General features: G+C 66.6%; 19 protein-coding genes and 1 riboswitch. Of the genes, 5 read left to right on the top strand and 14 right to left on the bottom strand.

The genetic code is table 11. The features are described from left to right. Positions 1 to 80: 80 nt before the first annotated feature. The 3 genes from BLT71_RS20095 to BLT71_RS20085 are packed head-to-tail and all read right to left on the bottom strand — an operon-like array spanning position 81 to position 1,975. Positions 81 to 1,289 carry an O-succinylhomoserine sulfhydrylase gene (locus BLT71_RS20095; RefSeq protein ID WP_091723651.1) on the bottom strand — a complete coding sequence of 403 codons (1,209 nt, stop codon included), beginning with the start codon at positions 1,287 to 1,289 and terminating at the stop codon, positions 81 to 83. Next, positions 1,290 to 1,700, bottom strand: coding sequence for a rhodanese-like domain-containing protein (locus tag BLT71_RS20090; protein WP_056081412.1), 411 nt, complete (start codon positions 1,698 to 1,700; stop codon positions 1,290 to 1,292). Further along, positions 1,697 to 1,975, bottom strand: a complete 279-nt coding sequence (locus BLT71_RS20085; RefSeq protein WP_056081410.1) for a DUF1737 domain-containing protein — start codon at positions 1,973 to 1,975, stop codon at positions 1,697 to 1,699. Before BLT71_RS20085 ends, BLT71_RS20090 begins: the two co-directional genes overlap by 4 nt. 13 nt (positions 1,976 to 1,988) lie before the next feature. Further along, positions 1,989 to 2,103, bottom strand: a riboswitch (SAM riboswitch). 239 nt (positions 2,104 to 2,342) lie between these two features. Between BLT71_RS20085 and opgC the strand changes: the two genes are divergently transcribed. After that, positions 2,343 to 4,823, top strand: a complete 2,481-nt coding sequence (opgC, locus tag BLT71_RS20080; RefSeq protein ID WP_091723649.1) for an OpgC domain-containing protein — start codon at positions 2,343 to 2,345, stop codon at positions 4,821 to 4,823. Between the two features lie 34 nt (positions 4,824 to 4,857). On the opposite strand, the gene BLT71_RS20075 is transcribed toward opgC, so the two are convergent. Beyond that, the gene (locus BLT71_RS20075) at positions 4,858 to 5,451 is read right to left on the bottom strand and encodes a GNAT family N-acetyltransferase (protein WP_091723648.1); all 594 of its coding nucleotides are present in this window, start codon (positions 5,449 to 5,451) and stop codon (positions 4,858 to 4,860) included. Between the two features lie 92 nt (positions 5,452 to 5,543). Then, positions 5,544 to 5,798, bottom strand: a complete 255-nt coding sequence (locus tag BLT71_RS20070; protein ID WP_091723646.1) for a hypothetical protein — start codon at positions 5,796 to 5,798, stop codon at positions 5,544 to 5,546. Between the two features lie 226 nt (positions 5,799 to 6,024). Here BLT71_RS20070 and BLT71_RS20065 point away from each other — a divergent pair, with 226 nt between their 5' ends. Continuing rightward, positions 6,025 to 6,729, top strand: coding sequence for a TetR/AcrR family transcriptional regulator C-terminal domain-containing protein (locus BLT71_RS20065; protein ID WP_091723645.1), 705 nt, complete (start codon positions 6,025 to 6,027; stop codon positions 6,727 to 6,729). A gap of 17 nt (positions 6,730 to 6,746) precedes the next feature. Here the strand turns inward: BLT71_RS20065 and BLT71_RS20060 are convergent, their stop codons facing one another. Both BLT71_RS20060 and BLT71_RS20055 read right to left on the bottom strand, forming a co-directional pair. Beyond that, complete coding sequence (locus BLT71_RS20060; protein WP_091723643.1) at positions 6,747 to 7,211, bottom strand: pyridoxamine 5'-phosphate oxidase family protein; 465 nt, start codon at positions 7,209 to 7,211, stop codon at positions 6,747 to 6,749. Positions 7,212 to 7,271: 60 nt separating this feature from the next. Then, a complete protein-coding gene (locus tag BLT71_RS20055; protein ID WP_091723641.1) occupies positions 7,272 to 8,201 on the bottom strand; it encodes an aminodeoxychorismate lyase in 930 nt (309 codons plus the stop codon). A gap of 129 nt (positions 8,202 to 8,330) precedes the next feature. On the opposite strand from BLT71_RS20055, the gene cls reads away from it, so the two are divergent. After that, positions 8,331 to 9,770 (top strand): cardiolipin synthase, encoded by a 1,440-nt coding sequence (gene cls, locus BLT71_RS20050; protein ID WP_091723640.1) that lies wholly within the window; start codon positions 8,331 to 8,333, stop codon positions 9,768 to 9,770. A gap of 28 nt (positions 9,771 to 9,798) precedes the next feature. Here cls and BLT71_RS20045 read toward each other — a convergent pair whose 3' ends face one another. The 7 genes from BLT71_RS20045 to BLT71_RS20015 form a co-directional block, all read right to left on the bottom strand. Next, on the bottom strand, positions 9,799 to 11,931 hold the full coding sequence (locus BLT71_RS20045) for a chorismate-binding protein (protein ID WP_091724222.1): 2,133 nt from the start codon (positions 11,929 to 11,931) through the stop codon (positions 9,799 to 9,801). Between the two features lie 19 nt (positions 11,932 to 11,950). After that, complete coding sequence (locus BLT71_RS20040; protein WP_091723638.1) at positions 11,951 to 12,490, bottom strand: low molecular weight protein-tyrosine-phosphatase; 540 nt, start codon at positions 12,488 to 12,490, stop codon at positions 11,951 to 11,953. A gap of 161 nt (positions 12,491 to 12,651) precedes the next feature. Then, complete coding sequence (locus BLT71_RS20035; RefSeq protein ID WP_091723637.1) at positions 12,652 to 13,275, bottom strand: LysE family transporter; 624 nt, start codon at positions 13,273 to 13,275, stop codon at positions 12,652 to 12,654. Between the two features lie 34 nt (positions 13,276 to 13,309). Next, the gene (locus BLT71_RS20030) at positions 13,310 to 13,699 is read right to left on the bottom strand and encodes a type II toxin-antitoxin system VapC family toxin (RefSeq protein WP_091723635.1); all 390 of its coding nucleotides are present in this window, start codon (positions 13,697 to 13,699) and stop codon (positions 13,310 to 13,312) included. Continuing rightward, the gene (locus tag BLT71_RS20025) at positions 13,696 to 13,998 is read right to left on the bottom strand and encodes a type II toxin-antitoxin system Phd/YefM family antitoxin (RefSeq protein ID WP_322788305.1); all 303 of its coding nucleotides are present in this window, start codon (positions 13,996 to 13,998) and stop codon (positions 13,696 to 13,698) included. The genes BLT71_RS20030 and BLT71_RS20025 overlap by 4 nt, the downstream gene beginning before the upstream one ends. Before the next feature lie 70 nt (positions 13,999 to 14,068). After that, positions 14,069 to 14,887 carry a methyltransferase domain-containing protein gene (locus BLT71_RS20020; RefSeq protein WP_091723634.1) on the bottom strand — a complete coding sequence of 273 codons (819 nt, stop codon included), beginning with the start codon at positions 14,885 to 14,887 and terminating at the stop codon, positions 14,069 to 14,071. Between the two features lie 66 nt (positions 14,888 to 14,953). After that, positions 14,954 to 15,484, bottom strand: coding sequence for a MarR family winged helix-turn-helix transcriptional regulator (locus tag BLT71_RS20015; RefSeq protein ID WP_091723633.1), 531 nt, complete (start codon positions 15,482 to 15,484; stop codon positions 14,954 to 14,956). 213 nt (positions 15,485 to 15,697) lie between these two features. On the opposite strand from BLT71_RS20015, the gene BLT71_RS20010 reads away from it, so the two are divergent. After that, positions 15,698 to 17,899, top strand: coding sequence for an MMPL family transporter (locus tag BLT71_RS20010; RefSeq protein WP_091723631.1), 2,202 nt, complete (start codon positions 15,698 to 15,700; stop codon positions 17,897 to 17,899). 204 nt (positions 17,900 to 18,103) lie between these two features. After that, entirely contained in the window at positions 18,104 to 18,394 is a 291-nt protein-coding gene (locus tag BLT71_RS20005) for a hypothetical protein (RefSeq protein WP_091723630.1), read from the top strand. Positions 18,395 to 18,439 lie beyond the last annotated feature (45 nt).

Below are 18,439 nucleotides of genomic sequence, written 5' to 3'. Positions count from 1 at the left end.
GGTCGCCGTCACAACCAGGCAGGGCCCGCCGCCGGCGACGCCGTCCGTGTCCGGATCAGCGCCGCCGCAGCGGGAGCACCCTAGATCTGCTTGAGGGCCTGTTCCAGGTCTCCGATGAGGTCTTCGGCGTCCTCCAGCCCAACGGACAGGCGCACCACGCCGTCGGTCAGGCCGATCGCGGCCCTGCCCTCCGGGCCCATGGCCCGGTGCGTGGTGGTGGCCGGGTGGGTGATGAGGGACTTGGAGTCGCCCAGGTTGTTGGAGATGTCGATGACCCGCAGCGCGTCCAGCAGTGCGAACGCGGCCTCCTTGCCCGTGCGGCCGCCGGACGGTGCCAGTTCGAGCGTCAGCACCGTGCCGCCGGCCTTCATCTGCTTGGCCGCGAGCCCGTACTGCGGGTGGGACTTCAGGAGCGGGTACTTCACCCAGCTGACGGCGGGCTGCTGCTCCAACCATTCCGCGAGCCGCAGCGCCGTGGCCGAGGAGTGGCTGACGCGCAGTCCCATGGTCTCCAGGCCCTTGGCGAGCACCCAGGCGTTGAACGCGGACAGGGCGGGCCCGGTATGGCGCATCAGTTGCTTCACGGGACCGTCAATGAATTCCTTGGTACCCAGGATGGCCCCGCCCAGCACCCGGCCCTGGCCATCGATGTGTTTGGTGCCGGAGTACACAATCACGTCCGCCCCCAGCTGGCCGCAGCGCTGCAGCAGCGGAGTGGCGAAGACGTTGTCCACCACCACCGTGGCACCCGCCGCGTGCGCAAGTTCGCTGACCGCCGCGATGTCCACGATTTCCTGCATGGGATTGGAAGGAGACTCGAAGAAGACAGCGGTGGTGGGCTCGGACAGGGCGGACCGCCACTGGTCCAGGTCAGGGCCGTCGACGAACACGGTCTCCACGCCCCACCGCGGCAGGATTTCGTTGAGGATCACGAAGCAGGAGCCGAACAGCGAGCGGGCAGCCACCACCCGGTCCCCGGCAGCCAGCAGCGCGCCGAGGGCCGTGAAGACGGCGGACATGCCGGACGCCGTCGCAAAGCATGCCTCGGTGCCCTCCAGCAGGCGGAGGCGTTCCTGGAACGTGGCCACCGAGGGGTTGCCGTAGCGGGAGTAGACGAAGCGTTCGTCTTCGCCGGTGAAGGCGCGTTCGGCAGCGGCGGCGGACTCGTACACGAACCCGGAGTTGAGGAAAATCGCCTCGGACGTTTCCTGGAAGTTGGTGCGGTCCAGCCCCCCGCGGACGGCCTGGGTGTCAGGGCTCCAGCCGGCGGCATCTTCGTTGAAGGTCACTTAGTTCTTTCCGAGGTTGGTGGGCAGGCCGCGGTTCTTCCAGCCGTTGACGGTGCGTTCGCCGTAACGGTCCGGTTCGCCTTCGAAGCCTTCCAGGACGTTGTAGGAGATGAAGCCCGCCCGGGTTGCCGCCGTAGCCGCCGCAATGGAGCGCTGCCCGGAGCGGCACAGGAACAGCAGCTCGGTGCCGCGGTTCTCCGGGCCCTGCTGCTCAAGGTCGGTTATGAATTCCGGGTTGGGAATGCCGCCCGGAAACGTCCACTGGATGAACAGAGGATCGTTGTCCGTGGCCTTGGTGTCCGGGATGCCAATGTGCGCCCATTCGCCCTCAGTGCGGACATCCACCAGGATGGCGCCCTGCTCCAGTTTGGCCCAGGCCTCCTGGGGTGTCAGGTCTCCTGCGTAGCTCATGCGTGGCCCTCGCCGTCGAATTCGGGTTCTTCAGTGGCGGATTCCAGGTGGTCCACAGCGGTGGCGACGGCGGCGTCCGCGGAGGCGATGGCTGCCGGGAGCACCACGGCCTGGGCCACGATGACGCTGCTGCCGTTGAAGGTCACTGCCGGGCTGCCGTGCAGCACGTACCCTTCCGCCAGGGCAGCCGAGATCCGCTCGCAAAAGGCGCGGTCGTCCGGGCCGCTGATCAGGCGGTAGGACAATTTCTCTTCAGGGACAGGTGCGTCAGACATGACGGATCTCCTTCTCTCACGCTTGCAGCTCGAATCGGTCGATATGCCGAGTATTCACCTGAGGCACCCCGCCGTGGAAGGAGGGTTGCCGACCGGCCAGTCAGGGCTTGGCGCCGGTACTCATTACTCCCCAAAAACGTAACACCTGCCGCCGGGAGCCGCACCGCCGCCGTCGTCATCTTCCGTAACTGAACCGGAAACACAGGGTCACAGGCGTGCCGGGCGCTTTCCGGGCAGCGCCCGACGGCGGCATTGCCGCAGGTGGGCGGGTTTTACGCTGCTTCCTGCATGCATTCCCGGCGGGCTTCGACCGATAAAGTACAGGTGGGGCCGCTGCCCCATCAGGTCTTCGGCACCGGGGGGTTCCATGAGCATGCGTACATCCGCGCGACGACGCACCAAACCTTCGGTCCAATCGTTCCGCGCGGGCGCGTCGAGGGTGTGGACATTCCTTGCCGTTGTGCTTCTGGCAGCGTGTGCCGTGGTGCTGCCCGCAGGCGCCGCCAGCGCCGCCGACCTTAACCCGGACGAGGGAAAACCCCTGCTGGGCGCGGTGCTGGAGTGGGGTGAAGATTCCGCTGCCGGTTTCGCCGAACGGCTTGGAGCATCTCCCGCCGCCTACGGCCACGACCTCGCCCTGCCGTACCGCCCCTCGGAGCAGAACAACCTCCGGGGCTTCCTGGAGCAGGCGTCACTCCAGGGTTCGCATGCGATGTTCACTGTGAAGCCCACTGTGCCGCTCGACCAGATTGATGACGCTGCCGCAGCGTCCTTTGCCGCGGAAGTGCGGCGGCTGACATCGGGTTTCACCGGGCAGGTGCTGATCCGTTTTGCCCCGGATATGAATGCCAGCTGGGTGGAATGGGGCCAGCAACCCGGCGCGTACCGGGACGCCTTCCGTGCGGTGTCCGCGGCGTTCAAGAAGTCCGACGGCGGTCCGCTGATGGTGTGGGAGCCGTACCTTGGCAAGGACTATCCCTTCGCCCGGAGCCGGAACGCGGCAGCACCCGGCAGCGGGGGTTTCGCATTGCTCGACACCAACGGTGACGGAACCTGGGACGGGGCGGACAGCGCCTACGGACCGTACTACCCCGGCGACGACGCCGTGGACTGGGTGGGCCTGACCGCCTTCCACGACGATACGGCCGGCGGGGCGGCGGTGAACACGGTACCCAGGGCGGGCGAGCTGCGGGAGATGCTCACAGCCTCCGGCGGGGAAAACTTCTACAGGGACTATTCAGCCGGGCGCGGCAAGCCGTTCGTGCTGCAGACCGCCGCGTTCTACAGCCCGTCCTCCGGAGGCGCCTCCGAAGTGGACGTCAAGGCCGGCTGGTTCGACCAGGTGGTGGGGGCCGCCACGTCCGCCGAGTTCCAGAAGACTGCGCTGGTGGTGTGGGACGAACGGACCAGCACCCGGGACACTGGAGTGGCGAGCATCAGTTGGCTGCTGACCGGCAACTCTGCCGTGGCCGAGGCTGCCCACGCGCGGCTGAAGGATTCGTCAATGGTCACCGGACCCGTCACGGAAGTAGGCACAGGCGGCAGCTATGTCCGGGCCAACACCCTGACGGGCGCCGCAGCCTGGACAGTGGGCGCGGCGCTGATCCTCCTGCTGGTGGCACTGTGGCAGGTTCCCCGCAGGGTGAACGCCGCTACCGCCTGGGGCTACGCCGACCCCTCCAAGCGGGATTCCCGGGTGGACCTGCTCCGCGGCATGGCCATCGTCTTCGTGGTGGTCAACCACTTGGGCATGACATCGCTGTTCCAGCTGCTGACCCAGGAGGCAGTTGGCTTCGTCAGCGGCGCAGAACTGTTCGTGCTGTTCTCCGGGCTGGTGGTGGGCATGGTCTACGGCCCCCGGGTGCGCGAGGACTTCGGCACCGTGCTGGACCTGACGTCCCGCCGCGCCGGCAAGCTGTACCTGACGGCGCTGGTGGTCCTGATCGGCGTCTTCCTGGTTTCGCTCCTCCCCATTTTCCGGACCGAGGCGCTCACCACTTTCGTGGACCAGGGGACCGGCGGGGCCGGCCACCAGGGCGCCGGCCGCACCTACGACCTGTATGCGGGGATGGAATCCCTCTTCCAGTTCCCGGTGCCGCCACAGATTCTTCCTGCCGTCCTCCTGCTGCAGTTCGGGCCGTGGCAGTTCAACGTCATGGGCCTGTACGTGGTGCTGCTGCTGGTCAGCCCGCTGATCCTCGCAGCGCTCAGCCGCGGCAAGGCCGTCTGGGTGCTGGCCGCAACGCTGGGGCTCTACGCGGTCGGCTCCATCACCCGCTTCCGGCTCCTGCCGTCGCAGTTCGAGGATTCGTTCCCGCTGCTTGTCTGGCAGGTGCTGTTCGTTATCGGGCTCGTGGCGGGCTACCACCGGCGGACCATCGTGGCGTGGCTGTCTGCGAGGACGTGGCTGGTAGTGGCTTGCACCGCCGTCGCGCTGCTGTTCGCGTTCCTGTCCTGGGGCAACCCCTACCTGGCCAACGGCTTCGACGTCCGCCTGGCCCTTATTCCGGACACGACGTACCGGGCCATGTACGACGCACTGTTCGCCCGCACCTACCTGGCTCCGGGCCGGCTGCTCAACGTACTGATCCTGGTGGTGGCCGCCTACGCGCTGCTGACGGCGTACTGGAAACCCATCGAGTGGGTGCTGGGCTGGTTCCTGATCCCCCTGGGGCGCGCCACGCTCTACGTGTTCATCATGCATGTGGTGCTGATCGCCGTGGTGGCCAATATTCCCCCACTGCAGCAGGAGAACGTGCTGCTCAACACCGCAGCCTACGCCGTGGTCCTCGGGCTCCTGTGGGCGATGGTCCGGACGAAGTTCCTCTTCAGGATCATTCCCACCTAGGACCTGTTCGGGAGCCCGGCGTGGCCGCCCGCGGTTACTGTCCGTGCGGCAGGATGAGCTGGTGCAGCAGGTGGTCCTGCCATATTCCGGCAATCTGCAGGTACTCCGGGGCGACTCCGATTTCACGGAACCCTGCCCGGCCCAGGATCCGCCGCGATGCCGCGTTATGCAGCAGGGTGGCGGCCTGGATCCGGTGCAGGCCAAGCTCTCTCTGCGCGTAGCCGGCCGCGAACCGTACAGCGGCCGTGCCGACGCCCCGCCCCAGGAGGCTGTGGTCCACCCAGTAACCGAGGTTGGCGCTGAGGAACGGACCCCGCACGATTCCGGTGAGGGTGATGGTTCCGACGATGCGCTGGCCCGCCATTGAGCCACCGGAACCCTCGAGGAGGACCCAGGGAACCTCCGTGCCTGACTCCAGCTGCTCACACTTGGCCCGGATCAGCTCCCGCTGCCGTTCGGCGCTGTAGAACGCCTCCGGCCGGTGGGGTTCCCACGGGGCCAGGTGCCGTCGGTTTCGGACGTACGCCCCTGCGAGGGAGTGCCCGTCATCGGCGTGGAGCAGCCGGATGCCAACCCCGTGGAGCAGTTGTTCTGGCTCGGCTACGGGCGTGGGGTGTGGATTGTTCATCCTTCGATTGTGCCGTGCAGCCCGGCAATACCTGCCGCCCGCACCGCACGAAAAATGCTGTGGCACCCTGGTGCCACAGCATTTGTTTCGTCTTATACGAGGCCGGGATAGCTGGCGACGATGTAGTCGGCAGCGGCCGGGCCTTTCATCCGCAGGCGGTTGTGCCGCGGGTTGATCCGGTGCTTCATGGCTGACCAGAACTGCGGTTCAGCGCCCGGGGAGTGCTGGTTGATGAAGCACCAGCTGGTGTAGAGCCCGAACAGGCGGTCACGGTTGAGGCCATGTTCGGTGGATTCGTCGAGGTAGGTGGCTTCCTGGAGGAACTGATCAAACTGCGAATTGGCCACGACGGCTTCCCTTCGCTAAGTGCAATGGTGTCGCCATTCGGCTATAGCGGCGAACCTCCGGCGCCCTGCACGGGGCGATGGAGTGTGACGGTGGGGCACTTACAATCTGGCCTAAGGGCCGCGCAGCCGCATGTCTACGTTGTAGACTTTACGCGTAGACTACAAATACAGCAAGCGTCTGGACTATCCTTTCCCGGAAGCCGGCGCCTGCTAAAGGACGGACACCATGACTCCCAAAGATGCCGCGGGCCCAGGCACCTCCGTAAGGCGGAAGGCCCCACTCAGTAAGGAGAGGGTGCTCGCAAAAGCCTTGGAATTGGTGGATGCCGAGGGCGTTGACGCCCTCACCATGCGGCGCCTGGGCCAGGCGCTGGACCGGGATCCCATGAGCCTGTACCGGTATGCGGAAAACCGTGCGGCCCTGCTTGACGGAGTGGCAGAACGGGTTCTTGACGAACTCCCCGTCCAGCCGGACGATCCCGATTGGAAGGCACAGCTTCGCCACATTGCGCACAGCCTGCGCCGCCTTGCCCTTGAGCACCCCAACGTGGTGCCGCTTCTCGTTACCAGGCCGCTGTCCACGCCGTTGGGCCTTCGGCCCTTGGGCACGCTCCGGCCACTGGAGCAAATCCTTTCGCTGCTGATCGCAGCGGGATTTGCGCCAGCCGGGGCCCTGCACGTTTACAGGGCCTACTATGGCTTCCTTTACGGACACATCCTCAATGAGCTACAGGAATTCGTGGTGGATCCGGAGGAGAACGAGGTGTTGCTCCGACTTGGATTGCACCGCCTTCCGGCCAAGGATTTTCCCCGGCTCCGCGCCCTGGCCCCTGCATTGGCAGACTACGACGGCTCCGAGGAACTGGACAGGGGACTCACCATCCTTTTGACCGGTCTGGAAGCAGAACTGTCGGTACAGCCTACGGCCTGACTGCTGGCCGGCGAAGGCTACTCGAAGGAGGCGCGCCGCCGGTCCTGCAGCCGGGTGTTCCAGACGTCCGGCCGGTTCACCTGGAACCTGCGGCCCGTCAGGGCCTTGGCGTTGAGCCGGATGTAGTTCGATTTTTCGCCAGGCTGCCAAGGCTCCAGTCCCAGGCCGTCCACGGCGTCTATTTCGGACTGGTCCTCAATGACCTGGGTATCGCCGCGCACCACCACGCTCCACGCAAGCTCCGTGGCGGGGTCGTAGCCGTCGATCTCCAGCGCCGCCGGGCGTTCCATCATGGCGCCCCACAGCTTGGAACCGGCCGCCGTGCGGAAGGCGATGCTCCGGCGGTGGACAACGAAATTAACGGGGAAGACCTCGGGGTGGCCGTCGACGACGATGGCGAGCCTGCCCAGCGTGTCGCCTGAAAGAAGTTCCCAGCAGTCGTCAAAGGAAAGGTTTTCGATTGGCAGCTTGAGCGAGTCCATGGTCCACACCTTACGGGCGAAGCCTGACACGGAAAAGGGACTTCACCCCTTGTTTCAGTGCTATTCGATTCCGGCGTAAAGCCCGGTGAGCTCGGCCGTCAGTTCCTTCTGCAGCGACGGGGTGCCGATCTGCTTGCCGTCGATGGTGTTGACGGGGGCGAGCAGGCGGACGCTGGAGATCAGCCAGACCGCGTCGGCATCCAGCAGGTCCTGCGGTTCCAGTGGTCCGTAGCCCAGTTCCCAGCCGGCTGCCTTGGCTGCGGTGAACAGGGCGCCCTGGGATGTTCCGGGGAGGATGCCGCTGTCCAGCTGGGGGGTGATGAGGCGCTTGAGGGTGGTGCCGTCGCCGGATTTTTCCACATGGGCCAGCAGCACCGTGGACGTGGGGCCTTCCAGCACGCGGCCATCGGAGGACAGGAAGATGACGTCGTCGGCGCCCTGTCTGCGGGCATGGCGCAGTGCGGCCATGTTGACGGCGTAGGAGAGCGTCTTGGCACCCATGAGCAGCCACGGTGCGCGCTCGGCAACGTCACTGTCGTAGCCGCGGTCAAGGAGGATGACATCGATGCCCGTTTCGCGCTGGCGGCGGCCGGTGGCCGGCGCGGCGGAGACCTGCACCCAGGCGGTGGGGGAGGCCGCGCCTTCTACGCCGCGGGTGACCACCAGTTTGACCACCAGTTCGTCGTCGCCCGGAGTGGGGGCCGGGTACTGTGCGTGGTGCTCGGCAATGGCGGCAGCGATGGCCCGCCGCCACTCATCCTGCCCCGGGATGTTGAGGTCCAGTGCTTCGGCGGAGCCGCCCAGGCGGTCCAGGTGGGCTTGGATCTTCCGGACTGCCCCCCGCACGGCGAGCATCGTTTCGAAGATGCCATCCCCCCGGGTGGCCCCCTGGTCCGTGACCATCAGCTGCGGCTGGGAGGCGTCGGCCGGCCGGCCATCGGGGTAGGCGGGATCAAGGAAAACGAGTACCACGGGGGCGGGAGAGGTCATGGCTCCAGCTTAGTGCGGTACCGCGCGGATAAGCTGGGCGGAGTGCCCGGACGGAATCCGTCCGCCGGGAGCTCATCTTCCGGGGGTTATCTCGTGTTGTGGCCATTTTCGCTTGCCGGCACTGCGCCGATGTGGGTAGTGGTGATCCTGGGCGTTGCAGACCTCGCCATCAGGATCCTGGCGTTGGGAATCATCCCGGGCAACCGGCGCCCCACCACGGCCATGGCCTGGCTGCTGGGCATCTTCTTCGTGCCATTCGTGGGCATCGTCCTCTTCCTGCTTTTCGGCAACTTCCGGCTGTCCAGCCGGCGCCGGGAGCAGCAGCAGCAAGTCAACGAGAGGGTCCAGGCGGGCATCACGGCCCTCTCGGACGCTGAGAGCGACTACCAGGGCCCCGAGTGGGTGAAGTCGGCCGGGGAACTGAACCGCCGGCTGGGTTCGCTGCCCATGGTGGACGGCAACACGGTGGACCTCATCCCCGGTTACCCGGACTCCATCTTTGCCATGACCGAGGCGGTGCGGAAGGCGAAGAAGTTCGTCAACGCCGAGTTCTACATCATGAGCACCGACCACATCACCGATGACCTTCTCACCGCCCTCGAGGAAGCCGCCGAACGCGGCGTCGAAGTGCGGGTTCTCTTTGACCACATCGGCACCCTGCGGGTCAAGGGCTACAAAAACCTCCTCAAGCGCCTCAAAGCCGGCAAGATCCAGTGGAAGCGCATGCTGCCGCTGCTGCCCATCCACGGGCAGTGGCGCAGGCCGGACCTCCGGAACCACCGCAAGATCATGGTGGTGGACGGTGAGCTGGCCTTCACCGGGTCGCAGAACCTCATTGAGCCCTCCTACAACAACCCCCGCCACCGCAAGGCCGGCCGCGAATGGGTTGAGCTGATGGCCTGCCTCCGCGGACCGATCGTGACCACCCTGAACGTCGTCTTCGCCACCGACTGGCTCAGCGAAACCGACGAGTCGCTGGAGCACCAGCTGCAGCTTCCGGTGGACACGGCTCCGGGGAACGTCACCGCCCAGGTGGTGCCCAGCGGCCCGGGATTCATCACGGAGAACAACCTGCGGCTCTTCAACACCCTCATCTATTCGGCCCAGCACCGGATTTCCATTTGCAGCCCGTACTTCGTCCCGGATGATTCCCTGCTGTACGCCATCACTACGGCAGCCCAGCGCGGCGTGGACGTTGAACTGTTCGTTTCCGAAAAGGGCGACCAGTTCCTGGTCCACCACGCCCAGCAGTCCTACTACGAGGCGCTGCTCGAGGCCGGCGTACGGATCTTCCTGTACAAGGCGCCGTTCGTGCTGCACGCCAAGCACTTCACCATCGACGACGAGGTGGCAGTCCTTGGCTCGAGCAACATGGACATGCGCTCGTTCTCCCTGAACCTTGAGGTGTCCGTCATGCTGCTCGGCGCGGACATCGTGACCAAGATGCGCGCGGTGGAGAACACGTACCGGGACATCTCCCATGAGCTGCGGCTGTCAGACTGGCTGAACCGGCCGCTCGCCGCACGCTATGTGGACAACGTGGCGCGGCTGACGGCAACCGTCCAATAAAGCCGGCCAGCCAGCTCCGCCCGGTGCTTTAGGGGTCAGGGAATTCCGCGCCGAGGGTTGAGAGCACCCCGTAGGCCTTGGTGCGGATTTCGTCGTATTCCTCGTCCGGCACGGAATCGGACGTGATGGCGCCGCCGACGCCGAGGGTCAGTTCCGCCGTGCCGTCGTTGTCCGCGCTGATCACCAGGGTCCTGATGGCGACTGCCAGGTCCGTGGCACCGTTCAGCGAAAAGTATCCGATGGCACCCGAATAGATGCCGCGAGGGCCCGCTTCCAGGTGGTCGAGGATGGCCATGGTGCTGATCTTCGGCGCCCCGGTCATCGAACCGGCCGGGAAGCAGGCGGCCACGGCTTCGGCCCGCGGGGATCCCGGCGGCAGGGTGGCGTCGATGGTGCTCACCATCTGGTGCACCGTGGCATAGCTTTCGATGGCGCACAGCCGGCTCACCGTCACGGAGCCGGGGACTGCGAAATGGCTGAGGTCGTTCCGCAGCAGGTCCACAATCATGATGTTCTCGGCCCGGTCCTTCAGCGAGGTGGCGAGCTCCGTGCGCAGGGCGGCGTCCTCGGTGGCGTCAGCAGCCCGGCGGCGGGTGCCCTTAATCGGCTCGGCGCGCATCCCGCCGTCGGCCGCTATCCGCAGGAAACGCTCCGGCGAGGTGCTGGCGACCGCCAGTCCGTCGAACGCCAGGTAGCTGGCGAAGGGTGCCGGGTTCCGCCGGCGCAGGGCGAGGTACGTGTTCCACGGGTCCAGGGAACCGGCCGGAACACGGGCCGCGAGTGTGGTTGTCAGGCAGACTTCGTAGGTGTTGCCCTCGGCGATTTCGCGCTGCGCCTCGGCGATTTTGGCCCGGTAGGCCACGCCGCTGTCCCGGCTCGCGAACACGGGCACTGAGGAGCCGCCGACGCCGGTGCTGCCGCCAACAATGGCAGCGCCGGCCAGTTCGGCGGCGTCCTGGGTGTCCGACCCGGTGGGTGCAGCTGCTGCGGCCTGCACGGCTGCCCGTGCAGTATCCAGCCATTCGGCGGCGTCCGGGGCGTCCAGGGCCAGGAGCCATGCCGTGCCGTCCGCGTGGTCCAAGACCACAGCCCGTCCGGCGAAGATCAGCGCGGCGTCCGGTGTGGCCGCGGAAACGTCGGTGCCGCCGGTCTCCCGTTTCAGTTCGTAGCCCAGGTAGCCCAGCCATCCCAGGGTGAACTCTCCGGGGTAGCCCTCCGGGGCGCGGACCGCCCGGCGGCCCCACACGGAGTCCAGCCACCGGAAAAACGGTCCGTCCACTGTGGCGGTCACCGAGCCAGCGCTGATGTGGCTGGCCCCGGACCGGTGCGTGACGGACTGGCCGAACGTGCCGCCGTCGTCCGCCAAAATGCTGAAGCGGCTGCGTTCGGCGGCCGTCCGGACGGTTGGATCGGCGGGGTCCCCGCCCGCCGCCGGCCCCGTGTTGAGCGATGCCCCGGCATTGGACGAGTCGAGCCAGACGGCGTTGGCGGATCCGCCGTACAGGGCACGGAACAGTTCGGCGGCCTGCGGGCGTGCCTCGAGCCGTTCCGCACGGAGGCTCAGGCCCCGGCGGGCGGACAGCTCGGGGGCGAGGACCTGTGCCAGCACTGGGAGGTAGGGCAGGAGCTGCAGGACGTCCTCCGGGGCGCTGCCGTCCGCCACGTTCCGGACCTGCAGGTCCGCCGCAGCGGCAACATCGTCCCCGGCCAGCCATTCGGACTCCTGGGCGGCCCACTGGTCCCAGTAGGGTTCGTAGGTTTCGCCGTCCCGCTGCAGTGCGCGGGTGCGGCGGACTTCCTCCGGTGAGTCCGCCCAGATGACCGCGCCCAGGAAGGGCCGAGCTGCGGCGGCCGCGGCGCCGACTCCCTCCACGATGACAATCTCGGCGGGAAGGGTGACCCGGGGGTCGCCGTCGTAATGCCTTTCCCAGTCCCAGCTGGTCCAGGTGGCGGCCATACCGCGGCTGAGCGGCTCAAGGACGGTGCTGACGTAGCGTTCGATGCCGGCGGCCAGGCCGTTCCAGCCGGGGTAGATGTCCTCGAGGTGGAACAGCGACACCTTGTGGCGGGCGCGCAGCCGCGCGGCCAGTTCCACGGCGAGGGTGGTCTTGCCTGCACCCGAGCGTCCGTCAATGGCAATGATGACGGGGGCTGGGCTCATGGAGTAGAGCGTACCGTTTTCAGTGCGCCTGCCGCGCCAGGCGTGCATTGCTTGCAACCGCTGCCCGGATGTGGTCAACGAGGCCGGGCATCGCGGTGTGGATCTGATGCCAGACGGCGTCGAAATCGGCGTGCCCGCCGTACCAGGGATCCTCGATGCCCTGGTCCAGGAGGTCGCGGCCGGTCATGGCGGGGTCGAAGCTGCGGAGCATCCGGATCTTCTCCAGCGACTCCCTGTCCGGAGCCGCCTGGCTCAGCCACGCATAGTGGTCGATGTCCAGCGCAAGAATCAGGTCCCGGTCGCGGAACCAGCCGTGGTCCCACTCCCTGGCCACATGGAAGTCCGTGGTGAGTTGCGTGATGGCCAGCCGGCGGGCCGCGCGCGGATCGATGGGCCGCCCCGCCTCGTACCCGGTGGTGCCGGCTGAGTCCACCATTACCAGGTCGTCCAGCCCCTCGCGTTCGAGTGCCGCCCGGAGCATGTGTTCAGCCATGGGGGAGCGGCAGATATTGCCCGTGCAGACGGCAATGACGCGGTATGGGCTCGACGTTGAGTTCATGTGTCTAAGCATGCGCTTTATGGCCACTGTTGGCCAGCGGCGATTCACAATATTTGACGGATTTGTAAAGATGCATGACGGCTGGTGGAAATGGGTAAGGAGCAGGGTTGAGGGCGCCGGTTCGCCCGGCGGGCCGCCCGTCCGGCGGCCGGATCCACTGATCAGTGGATGAAAGCCAGCAGGATTCCGACGCCGACGAACAGCACGCCGAACACCTTGCTGAGGACCAGTTGGCCCCGTTCGGTCTGCGTAAAGCGCTGGAATGAGCGCGCGGCCGCGGCGAAGAAGAACCACATGACCAGGATGTCGATGGCCACGATGGTGGCCGTCAGGATGGCGTACTGGGTGATCAGCGATTCTTCGGGCCGGATGAACTGCGGCGTGAAGGCCAGGAAGAAAACAATCGCTTTGGGGTTCAGGAGGTTGACCCAGAAACCCCGCCGGAAAATTGACACTGCGGGCTCGAACGTGGACGCGGCCGCCTGCTCCTCCTGGACGGCGGGCTTGCTGAGGAACTGCCGGATGCCCAGGTACACCAGGTAGGCGGCACCGGCGTACCGGATGATGTTGAAGGCCAGCGGAGAACCGGAAACCAAAACCCCAACGCCCAGCGCCACGATGAGCACGTGGACAACGAGCGCTGCCTGCTGGCCCAGGATTCCCCAGATGGAGCGGCGGAAGCCGGCGTTCAGGGAATTGCTCATGGTGTTGATAGCGCCGGCACCGGGGGTGAAACTGATGAGGGCGCCGGCGCCTGCCAGGGCCAGCCACAGGGAAAATTGCACTAACCAATCTTACGGGGGCCGGCAGGTTGGCCCTTCACCACAATGTGGCCACCGGTTCGAAGGCCTGCAAACTCCCGTCCGCCGTGACCAGGGTAAAACCCTCCACCATGGCCTGCGCTGCCAGCATGCGGTCAAAGGGATCCTTGTGGTCCCAGTCGAGTTGTCCGGCAGCAAGCCCGTGGGATGCGCTGACCGGCAGCTCGGACGCATAGAGGTGGGCGAGTTGGCGCCCAAAGCTCGCGACTATCGCAGACCCGGCGGGAAGCTTTCCGAGCCTGTGCTTGTAGGACAGCTCATAGGCGGTCACCGGCGAAACGAACACCTGGTTGTCCAGTTTGGTGATGGCGTTCCGGGCTTTGGTGGAGAGCCTCCGCGGCTCGGCGATTGCCCAGAGGAAGACGTGAGTATCCAGGAGCAGCTTCATTCTTCGGCAACTCCCATTTCCTCCTCTGTCCACGGCTCATAAAACCCGTCCGGGATGTGGAGCGGACCCAGGAACCCAAGTTCCCGCTTGGTGGGAGGCTCGATCCTCACCAACCGGGCAACGGGGCGTCCGGCTTTCGCGATGACCACGTCCTCGCCGCGTTCCACGAGGTTCAGCAGTTCGGAAAGCCGGGTTTTGGCTTCCTGGACGTTGTACTGTCCCATGTTGACCAAGTCTAGTTGGTCAACCTCCACGGCATAAGGTTCAGCCCAATATTCGTGGTCTCCGTAATGGGTCATGACCCGACGCTATGCCTGCCGGCGCATGCGCGGCAGGGAACCTTGGGTCCATGTGGAAAGCCGGCCCAACCTACGCGCGGGCGATGACTTCCCCGTTCGGGATCAGGAACCAGCCGTCGTCAGTGGAACCCCAGCGGTGCCAGCCGGCTGAGATCCGCGCCAGGTCCGCCGGGTTGGCGAAACCGTACTCCAGGGCCTGCTCAGCGAACGCCGAATGCAGCACCCGTTCACCCCAGACGCGGGCCTGCCAGCGGCGCTGCTGGCCCGTGGCGTAGAGCCAGTTGCTGCTGGTGGGGGCGACGTCGTGAAAGCCCGCGGACTGGGCCCAGCTGACCAGGCGCCGCCCGGCGTCGGGCTCGGCTCCGTTCCGCCGCGCAATGAGCTGGTAGAGGTCCATCCATTCATCCAGCTCCGGGATGGCGGGGTACCAGCTCATCCCGTGGAAGTCGGCGTCCCGCACGGCAACAATGCCGCCCGGCTTGGCCACCCGGCGCATTTCCCGCAGTGCCTCGACGGGGTCGGTCAGGTGCTGCAGCACCTGATGGGCGTGGACCACGTCGAACGTCCCGTCCGCGAAGTCGAGGTCGTAGATGTTGCCGGCCACGAATTCCACGTTGGGCACTTCGCGTTCGACGGCGAGCGCCTGGGCCTGGGCGATGATGTCCGGTGAGCGGTCCAGGCCGGTGACCTTGCCCGGGCTGACGACGGCGGCAAAATCGCACGTGATGCTGCCCGGCCCGCATCCGACGTCGAGCACGTCCGTTCCCCGGGTGAGGTGCGGCAGGACGAATGCCGCTGAATTCTCGGCGGTCCTGGCGGCATGGGCCCGGACTACGGACTCATGGTGGCCGTGCGTGTAGACGTCGTCTTCAGGCTGTTGGTGGCTCATGGACAAACGCTACTCCCAACCAGGCGGCAGGGACTGGTGTTGGGGCCGTCAAAACGGCAGCGTCTGCTAGGTGGCGGCAGGGCCGGAGGGCTCGGGGGAATCCTCGCGGGCGGCAATGGTGGCGTCCACCATGGCGGCCATGAAGCGCGAAACGGTCTCCAGCTCAGCGTCGGTGAACTCCGCCATGGCCTGTCCCATGTGGCGTGAGAGTGGCGCAAAGATGGCACCGCCCTCGGTGAAGGCCTTGGGGGTCATTTTCAGCTGGACCTGGCGGCGGTCCGAGCTGTGGCGCTCGCGGACCACGTGGCCGGAGTTGTCCAGCCTGTCGATCAGGGCCGTGGTGGCGGGCGAGCTCAGGTTCAGTTCCTTGCGGAGGAGTCCCGGTGTGACCACGTTGCCCTTCGCCGTGTGGCGCATGATGACGGCCAGGGCGTTCAGGTCCGTCCGGTGCATGTCCTTGCGGCCACCGGCGGCGTCCACGTAACGGTTGGCCTCCAGCGTGAAGTCCTGCAGCAGCCGGACCAAGGGGTGGGGTCCGCCGGTACGAGGTGTTTCAGGCGCGGCTGGGCCGGTGTTGAAGGGGTTGCTGCCGTTCATCGTCACCTCCTGGAGTTCGCGGGGCCGTCCGTCTGCGCGCACTGGCCCTGAGGGATATTACTTCAGCTGCCTTGGTATTGCGTGGCAGGGGCCCGCAGCAGACTTCGAGGCGAAAAAGCTTGACTGGCACTTATCTCTATCATGGAGATAGTCTAAGGTGGAATCAATCCTACTCCGCTTTGTCCCGCGAGGACCCTCCGCACGGAAGGCATCATGAAACATCAGACTGCAGCCAAAGAACGTGTCCCGTTCTGGCTCCGCTGGCTCATCCCCGTCATCCTGGTGCTGACCTGGCTTGGCCTTGCCGGCATCGGCGGCCCCACTTTCGGCCGGTTGGAGGAAGTCTCCTCCAACGACCAGGCGTCGTTCCTCCCGGCCAGCGCCGAGGCCACGGAGGCCCAGGACTGGCAGGCGAAATTCCGTGACTCGGACGAGGTTCCCGGGGTGATCGTCATCGAGAACACCGAGGCCTTCACTCCCGCCCAGCTCGGCGAAGTTGCCGGGCTCCGGACAACCCTGGAGGAACTGAAACTGGGCAGCGCAGTGATTGGCCCCATCCCGTCCGCGGATGGCAAGGCCGTGCAGTTCATCGCCCCCATAGGTGGCTCCGTGGAGGTCAAGGAGGCCGTCAAGGAGTTGCGGGACACCGTGGCGGAGGCGGCGCCCCAGGGCATGCAGACCTACGTCACCGGTCCTGCGGGCCTGGCAGCGGACCTGACGGCGGCGTTCGGCGGGATCGACGGCATCCTCCTGCTGGTGGCCCTGTCCGCCGTGTTCGTGATCCTGCTGATCGTGTACCGGTCCCTGCTGCTGCCCATCATGGTCCTGCTGACATCCGTCTTTGCCCTCTGCGCAGCCATCCTGCTGGTGTTCGGCATGGCAAAAGCGGGCTGGATCCAGCTGAACGGCCAAAGCCAGGGCATCCTGTCCATCCTGGTGATCGGCGCGGCAACGGACTATGCCCTGCTGTTCGTGGCCCGCTTCCGTGAGGCGCTCACCCACACCACCAACCGGACCAAGGCGGTGATCACTGCGTGGAAGGCCTCCTTCGAGCCCATCCTGGCCTCCGGCGCCACGGTAATCATCGCGCTGCTGTGCCTGCTGTTCTCCGACCTCAACTCCAACAAGGCCCTCGGCCCGGTGGCCGCGGCGGGCATCCTCTGCTCGCTGTTCGCCGCGCTGACCCTCCTGCCCGCCCTCATGGCTCTGCTGGGCCGTGCCGCGTTCTGGCCTTTCCGGCCCAAGCTGGTGCCCGCCGAGGAGCGCGAGCCCGAGCTGGTGACCGGGCTCGAGGGCCAGAAGGGGCTGTGGCGCGCCACCGGTTCGGTGGTGTCCCGCCGCCCGCGGACTATCTGGATTGGCTCCGTCCTGCTCCTGCTGGTCGCCTCTGCCGGCGTCCTGCAGCTGAAGGCCAATGGGGTGCCCCAGACCGACGTGATCCTCACGGCCTCCAACGCCGTGGACGGCCAGGATGCGCTGTCGCGCCACTTCGACGCCGGCAGCGGCAGCCCCGCCGTCGTGGTTGCGGACCAGTCCAAGGCGCAGGAAGTCCTGGACGCGGTCAAGGCGGCCGGCGGCGTGGGCGACGCCTATCTGTTGGCCCAGGGCAGTGTTCCCATCACCGGAGCCCCCGGCGCGCCCAGCGAGCCGGACGTCCGCGAGGGCAAGGTCCTCATCAACGCCACCCTGAACTCCGCCGCGGACTCCCTCGAGGCAGAAGAAGCCGTCAAAGCGCTCCGGACTGACGTGAAGGCTGTTGACTCCGGTGCCCTGGTGGGTGGCGTGACGGCCACTGCGCTGGACACCAACACCACCGCCCAGCGTGACCTGGTGATCATCATCCCCGTGGTCCTGGTGGTCATCCTCTTCATCCTGATGCTGCTGCTGCGCTCCATCGTGGCGCCGGTCCTGCTGGTGCTCTCCGTGGTGCTGTCCTACGCCGCCGCCATGGGTGTCTCCGCGCTGGTGTTCAACAACCTCCTGGGCTTCCCGGGCGCAGATGCCACCGTCCCGCTGTTCGGGTTCGTCTTCCTGGTGGCCCTGGGCGTGGACTACAACATCTTCCTGATGAGCCGGGTCCGGGAAGAATCCATCAAGCACGGAACACGGCCCGGCATCCTCCGCGGCCTCGGCGTCACCGGCGGCGTCATCACCTCCGCCGGCGTGGTCCTGGCGGCAACCTTCGCTGCCCTGGGCGTCATCCCCATCATGTTCCTGGTGCAACTGGCCTTCATCGTGGCCTTCGGTGTGCTGCTGGATACCGTGCTGGTGCGCTCGCTGCTGGTGCCAGCCCTGGCGTACGACCTCGGCCCGAAGATCTGGTGGCCCGGCAAGCTCGCCCGGGCCGGCGCCTCTGCTGAGGACAAGCCGCGGGAGCCCGGCGTCGAACCCCTCGAGGAGGTCTCCAGCCGCTGACGGCCGGCGCTCCGCCAGTCATCAGTCCGTACGGCCCTGCTGCCGCCACCGCTCCACGGTGGCGGCAGCAGCCGTATCCGGGTGGCACCGTGGCCCGCATTGGGTGCTGAAAAGACCCGTTTCAGCACCCTGTTGGCGGGCTCCATGGCTCGATAAACTGCCAATGCGCCCGCTTGGACGCGGAACTCGAAGGAGAGATGACGCATGAGTGAAAACCGCGCTGATGAGGAACCCCGCAAGGGCGGAGCTGCCCCCGGCATGGAAGGCGAGGGCGGGCAGTACATGGACGGCGACTACGGCGAGGCCGGCGCGGTCGAAGTTCCCTCCGAAAACCTTGAGGACGGCCAGTATCCCGACGGCGACTACGGCGACGCCGGCACCAGCGGGAGTGATCGCGGGGAAGAGGCCGTCCGGGAGGGGTTGACCGACGGGCAGGTCCAGGCCACGGAGGATGAGCGCGGGCCGCTGCACGGGCGTCCGGAGTCCGATCGGTAGGAGCCCCGCCGTTTGATCCGGCCAAGCGGGCGGCCAGCCGAATCG

Origin of the sequence: Pseudarthrobacter equi, from assembly GCF_900105535.1 — a bacterium.
Taxonomy (GTDB): Bacteria; Actinomycetota; Actinomycetes; order Actinomycetales; family Micrococcaceae; genus Arthrobacter; species Arthrobacter equi.
This window is presented reverse-complemented; position numbering and strand designations above follow the sequence as displayed.

Excerpts from the sequence above, each read along its gene's own strand:
- BLT71_RS20090 (WP_056081412.1), bottom strand. The coding sequence starts at position 1,700 with ATGAGCTACGCAGGAGACCTGACACCCCAGGAGGCCTGGGCCAAACTG.
- BLT71_RS20085 (WP_056081410.1), bottom strand. The coding sequence starts at position 1,975 with ATGTCTGACGCACCTGTCCCTGAAGAGAAATTGTCCTACCGCCTGATC.
- opgC (WP_091723649.1), top strand. The coding sequence starts at position 2,343 with ATGAGCATGCGTACATCCGCGCGACGACGCACCAAACCTTCGGTCCAA.
- BLT71_RS20075 (WP_091723648.1), bottom strand. The coding sequence starts at position 5,451 with ATGAACAATCCACACCCCACGCCCGTAGCCGAGCCAGAACAACTGCTC.
- BLT71_RS20065 (WP_091723645.1), top strand. The coding sequence starts at position 6,025 with ATGACTCCCAAAGATGCCGCGGGCCCAGGCACCTCCGTAAGGCGGAAG.
- BLT71_RS20060 (WP_091723643.1), bottom strand. The coding sequence starts at position 7,211 with ATGGACTCGCTCAAGCTGCCAATCGAAAACCTTTCCTTTGACGACTGC.
- BLT71_RS20055 (WP_091723641.1), bottom strand. The coding sequence starts at position 8,201 with ATGACCTCTCCCGCCCCCGTGGTACTCGTTTTCCTTGATCCCGCCTAC.
- cls (WP_091723640.1), top strand. The coding sequence starts at position 8,331 with ATGTGGGTAGTGGTGATCCTGGGCGTTGCAGACCTCGCCATCAGGATC.
- BLT71_RS20045 (WP_091724222.1), bottom strand. The coding sequence starts at position 11,931 with ATGAGCCCAGCCCCCGTCATCATTGCCATTGACGGACGCTCGGGTGCA.
- BLT71_RS20040 (WP_091723638.1), bottom strand. The coding sequence starts at position 12,490 with ATGAACTCAACGTCGAGCCCATACCGCGTCATTGCCGTCTGCACGGGC.
- BLT71_RS20030 (WP_091723635.1), bottom strand. The coding sequence starts at position 13,699 with ATGAAGCTGCTCCTGGATACTCACGTCTTCCTCTGGGCAATCGCCGAG.
- BLT71_RS20025 (WP_322788305.1), bottom strand. The coding sequence starts at position 13,998 with ATGACCCATTACGGAGACCACGAATATTGGGCTGAACCTTATGCCGTG.
- BLT71_RS20020 (WP_091723634.1), bottom strand. The coding sequence starts at position 14,887 with ATGAGCCACCAACAGCCTGAAGACGACGTCTACACGCACGGCCACCAT.
- BLT71_RS20015 (WP_091723633.1), bottom strand. The coding sequence starts at position 15,484 with ATGAACGGCAGCAACCCCTTCAACACCGGCCCAGCCGCGCCTGAAACA.
- BLT71_RS20010 (WP_091723631.1), top strand. The coding sequence starts at position 15,698 with ATGAAACATCAGACTGCAGCCAAAGAACGTGTCCCGTTCTGGCTCCGC.
- BLT71_RS20005 (WP_091723630.1), top strand. The coding sequence starts at position 18,104 with ATGAGTGAAAACCGCGCTGATGAGGAACCCCGCAAGGGCGGAGCTGCC.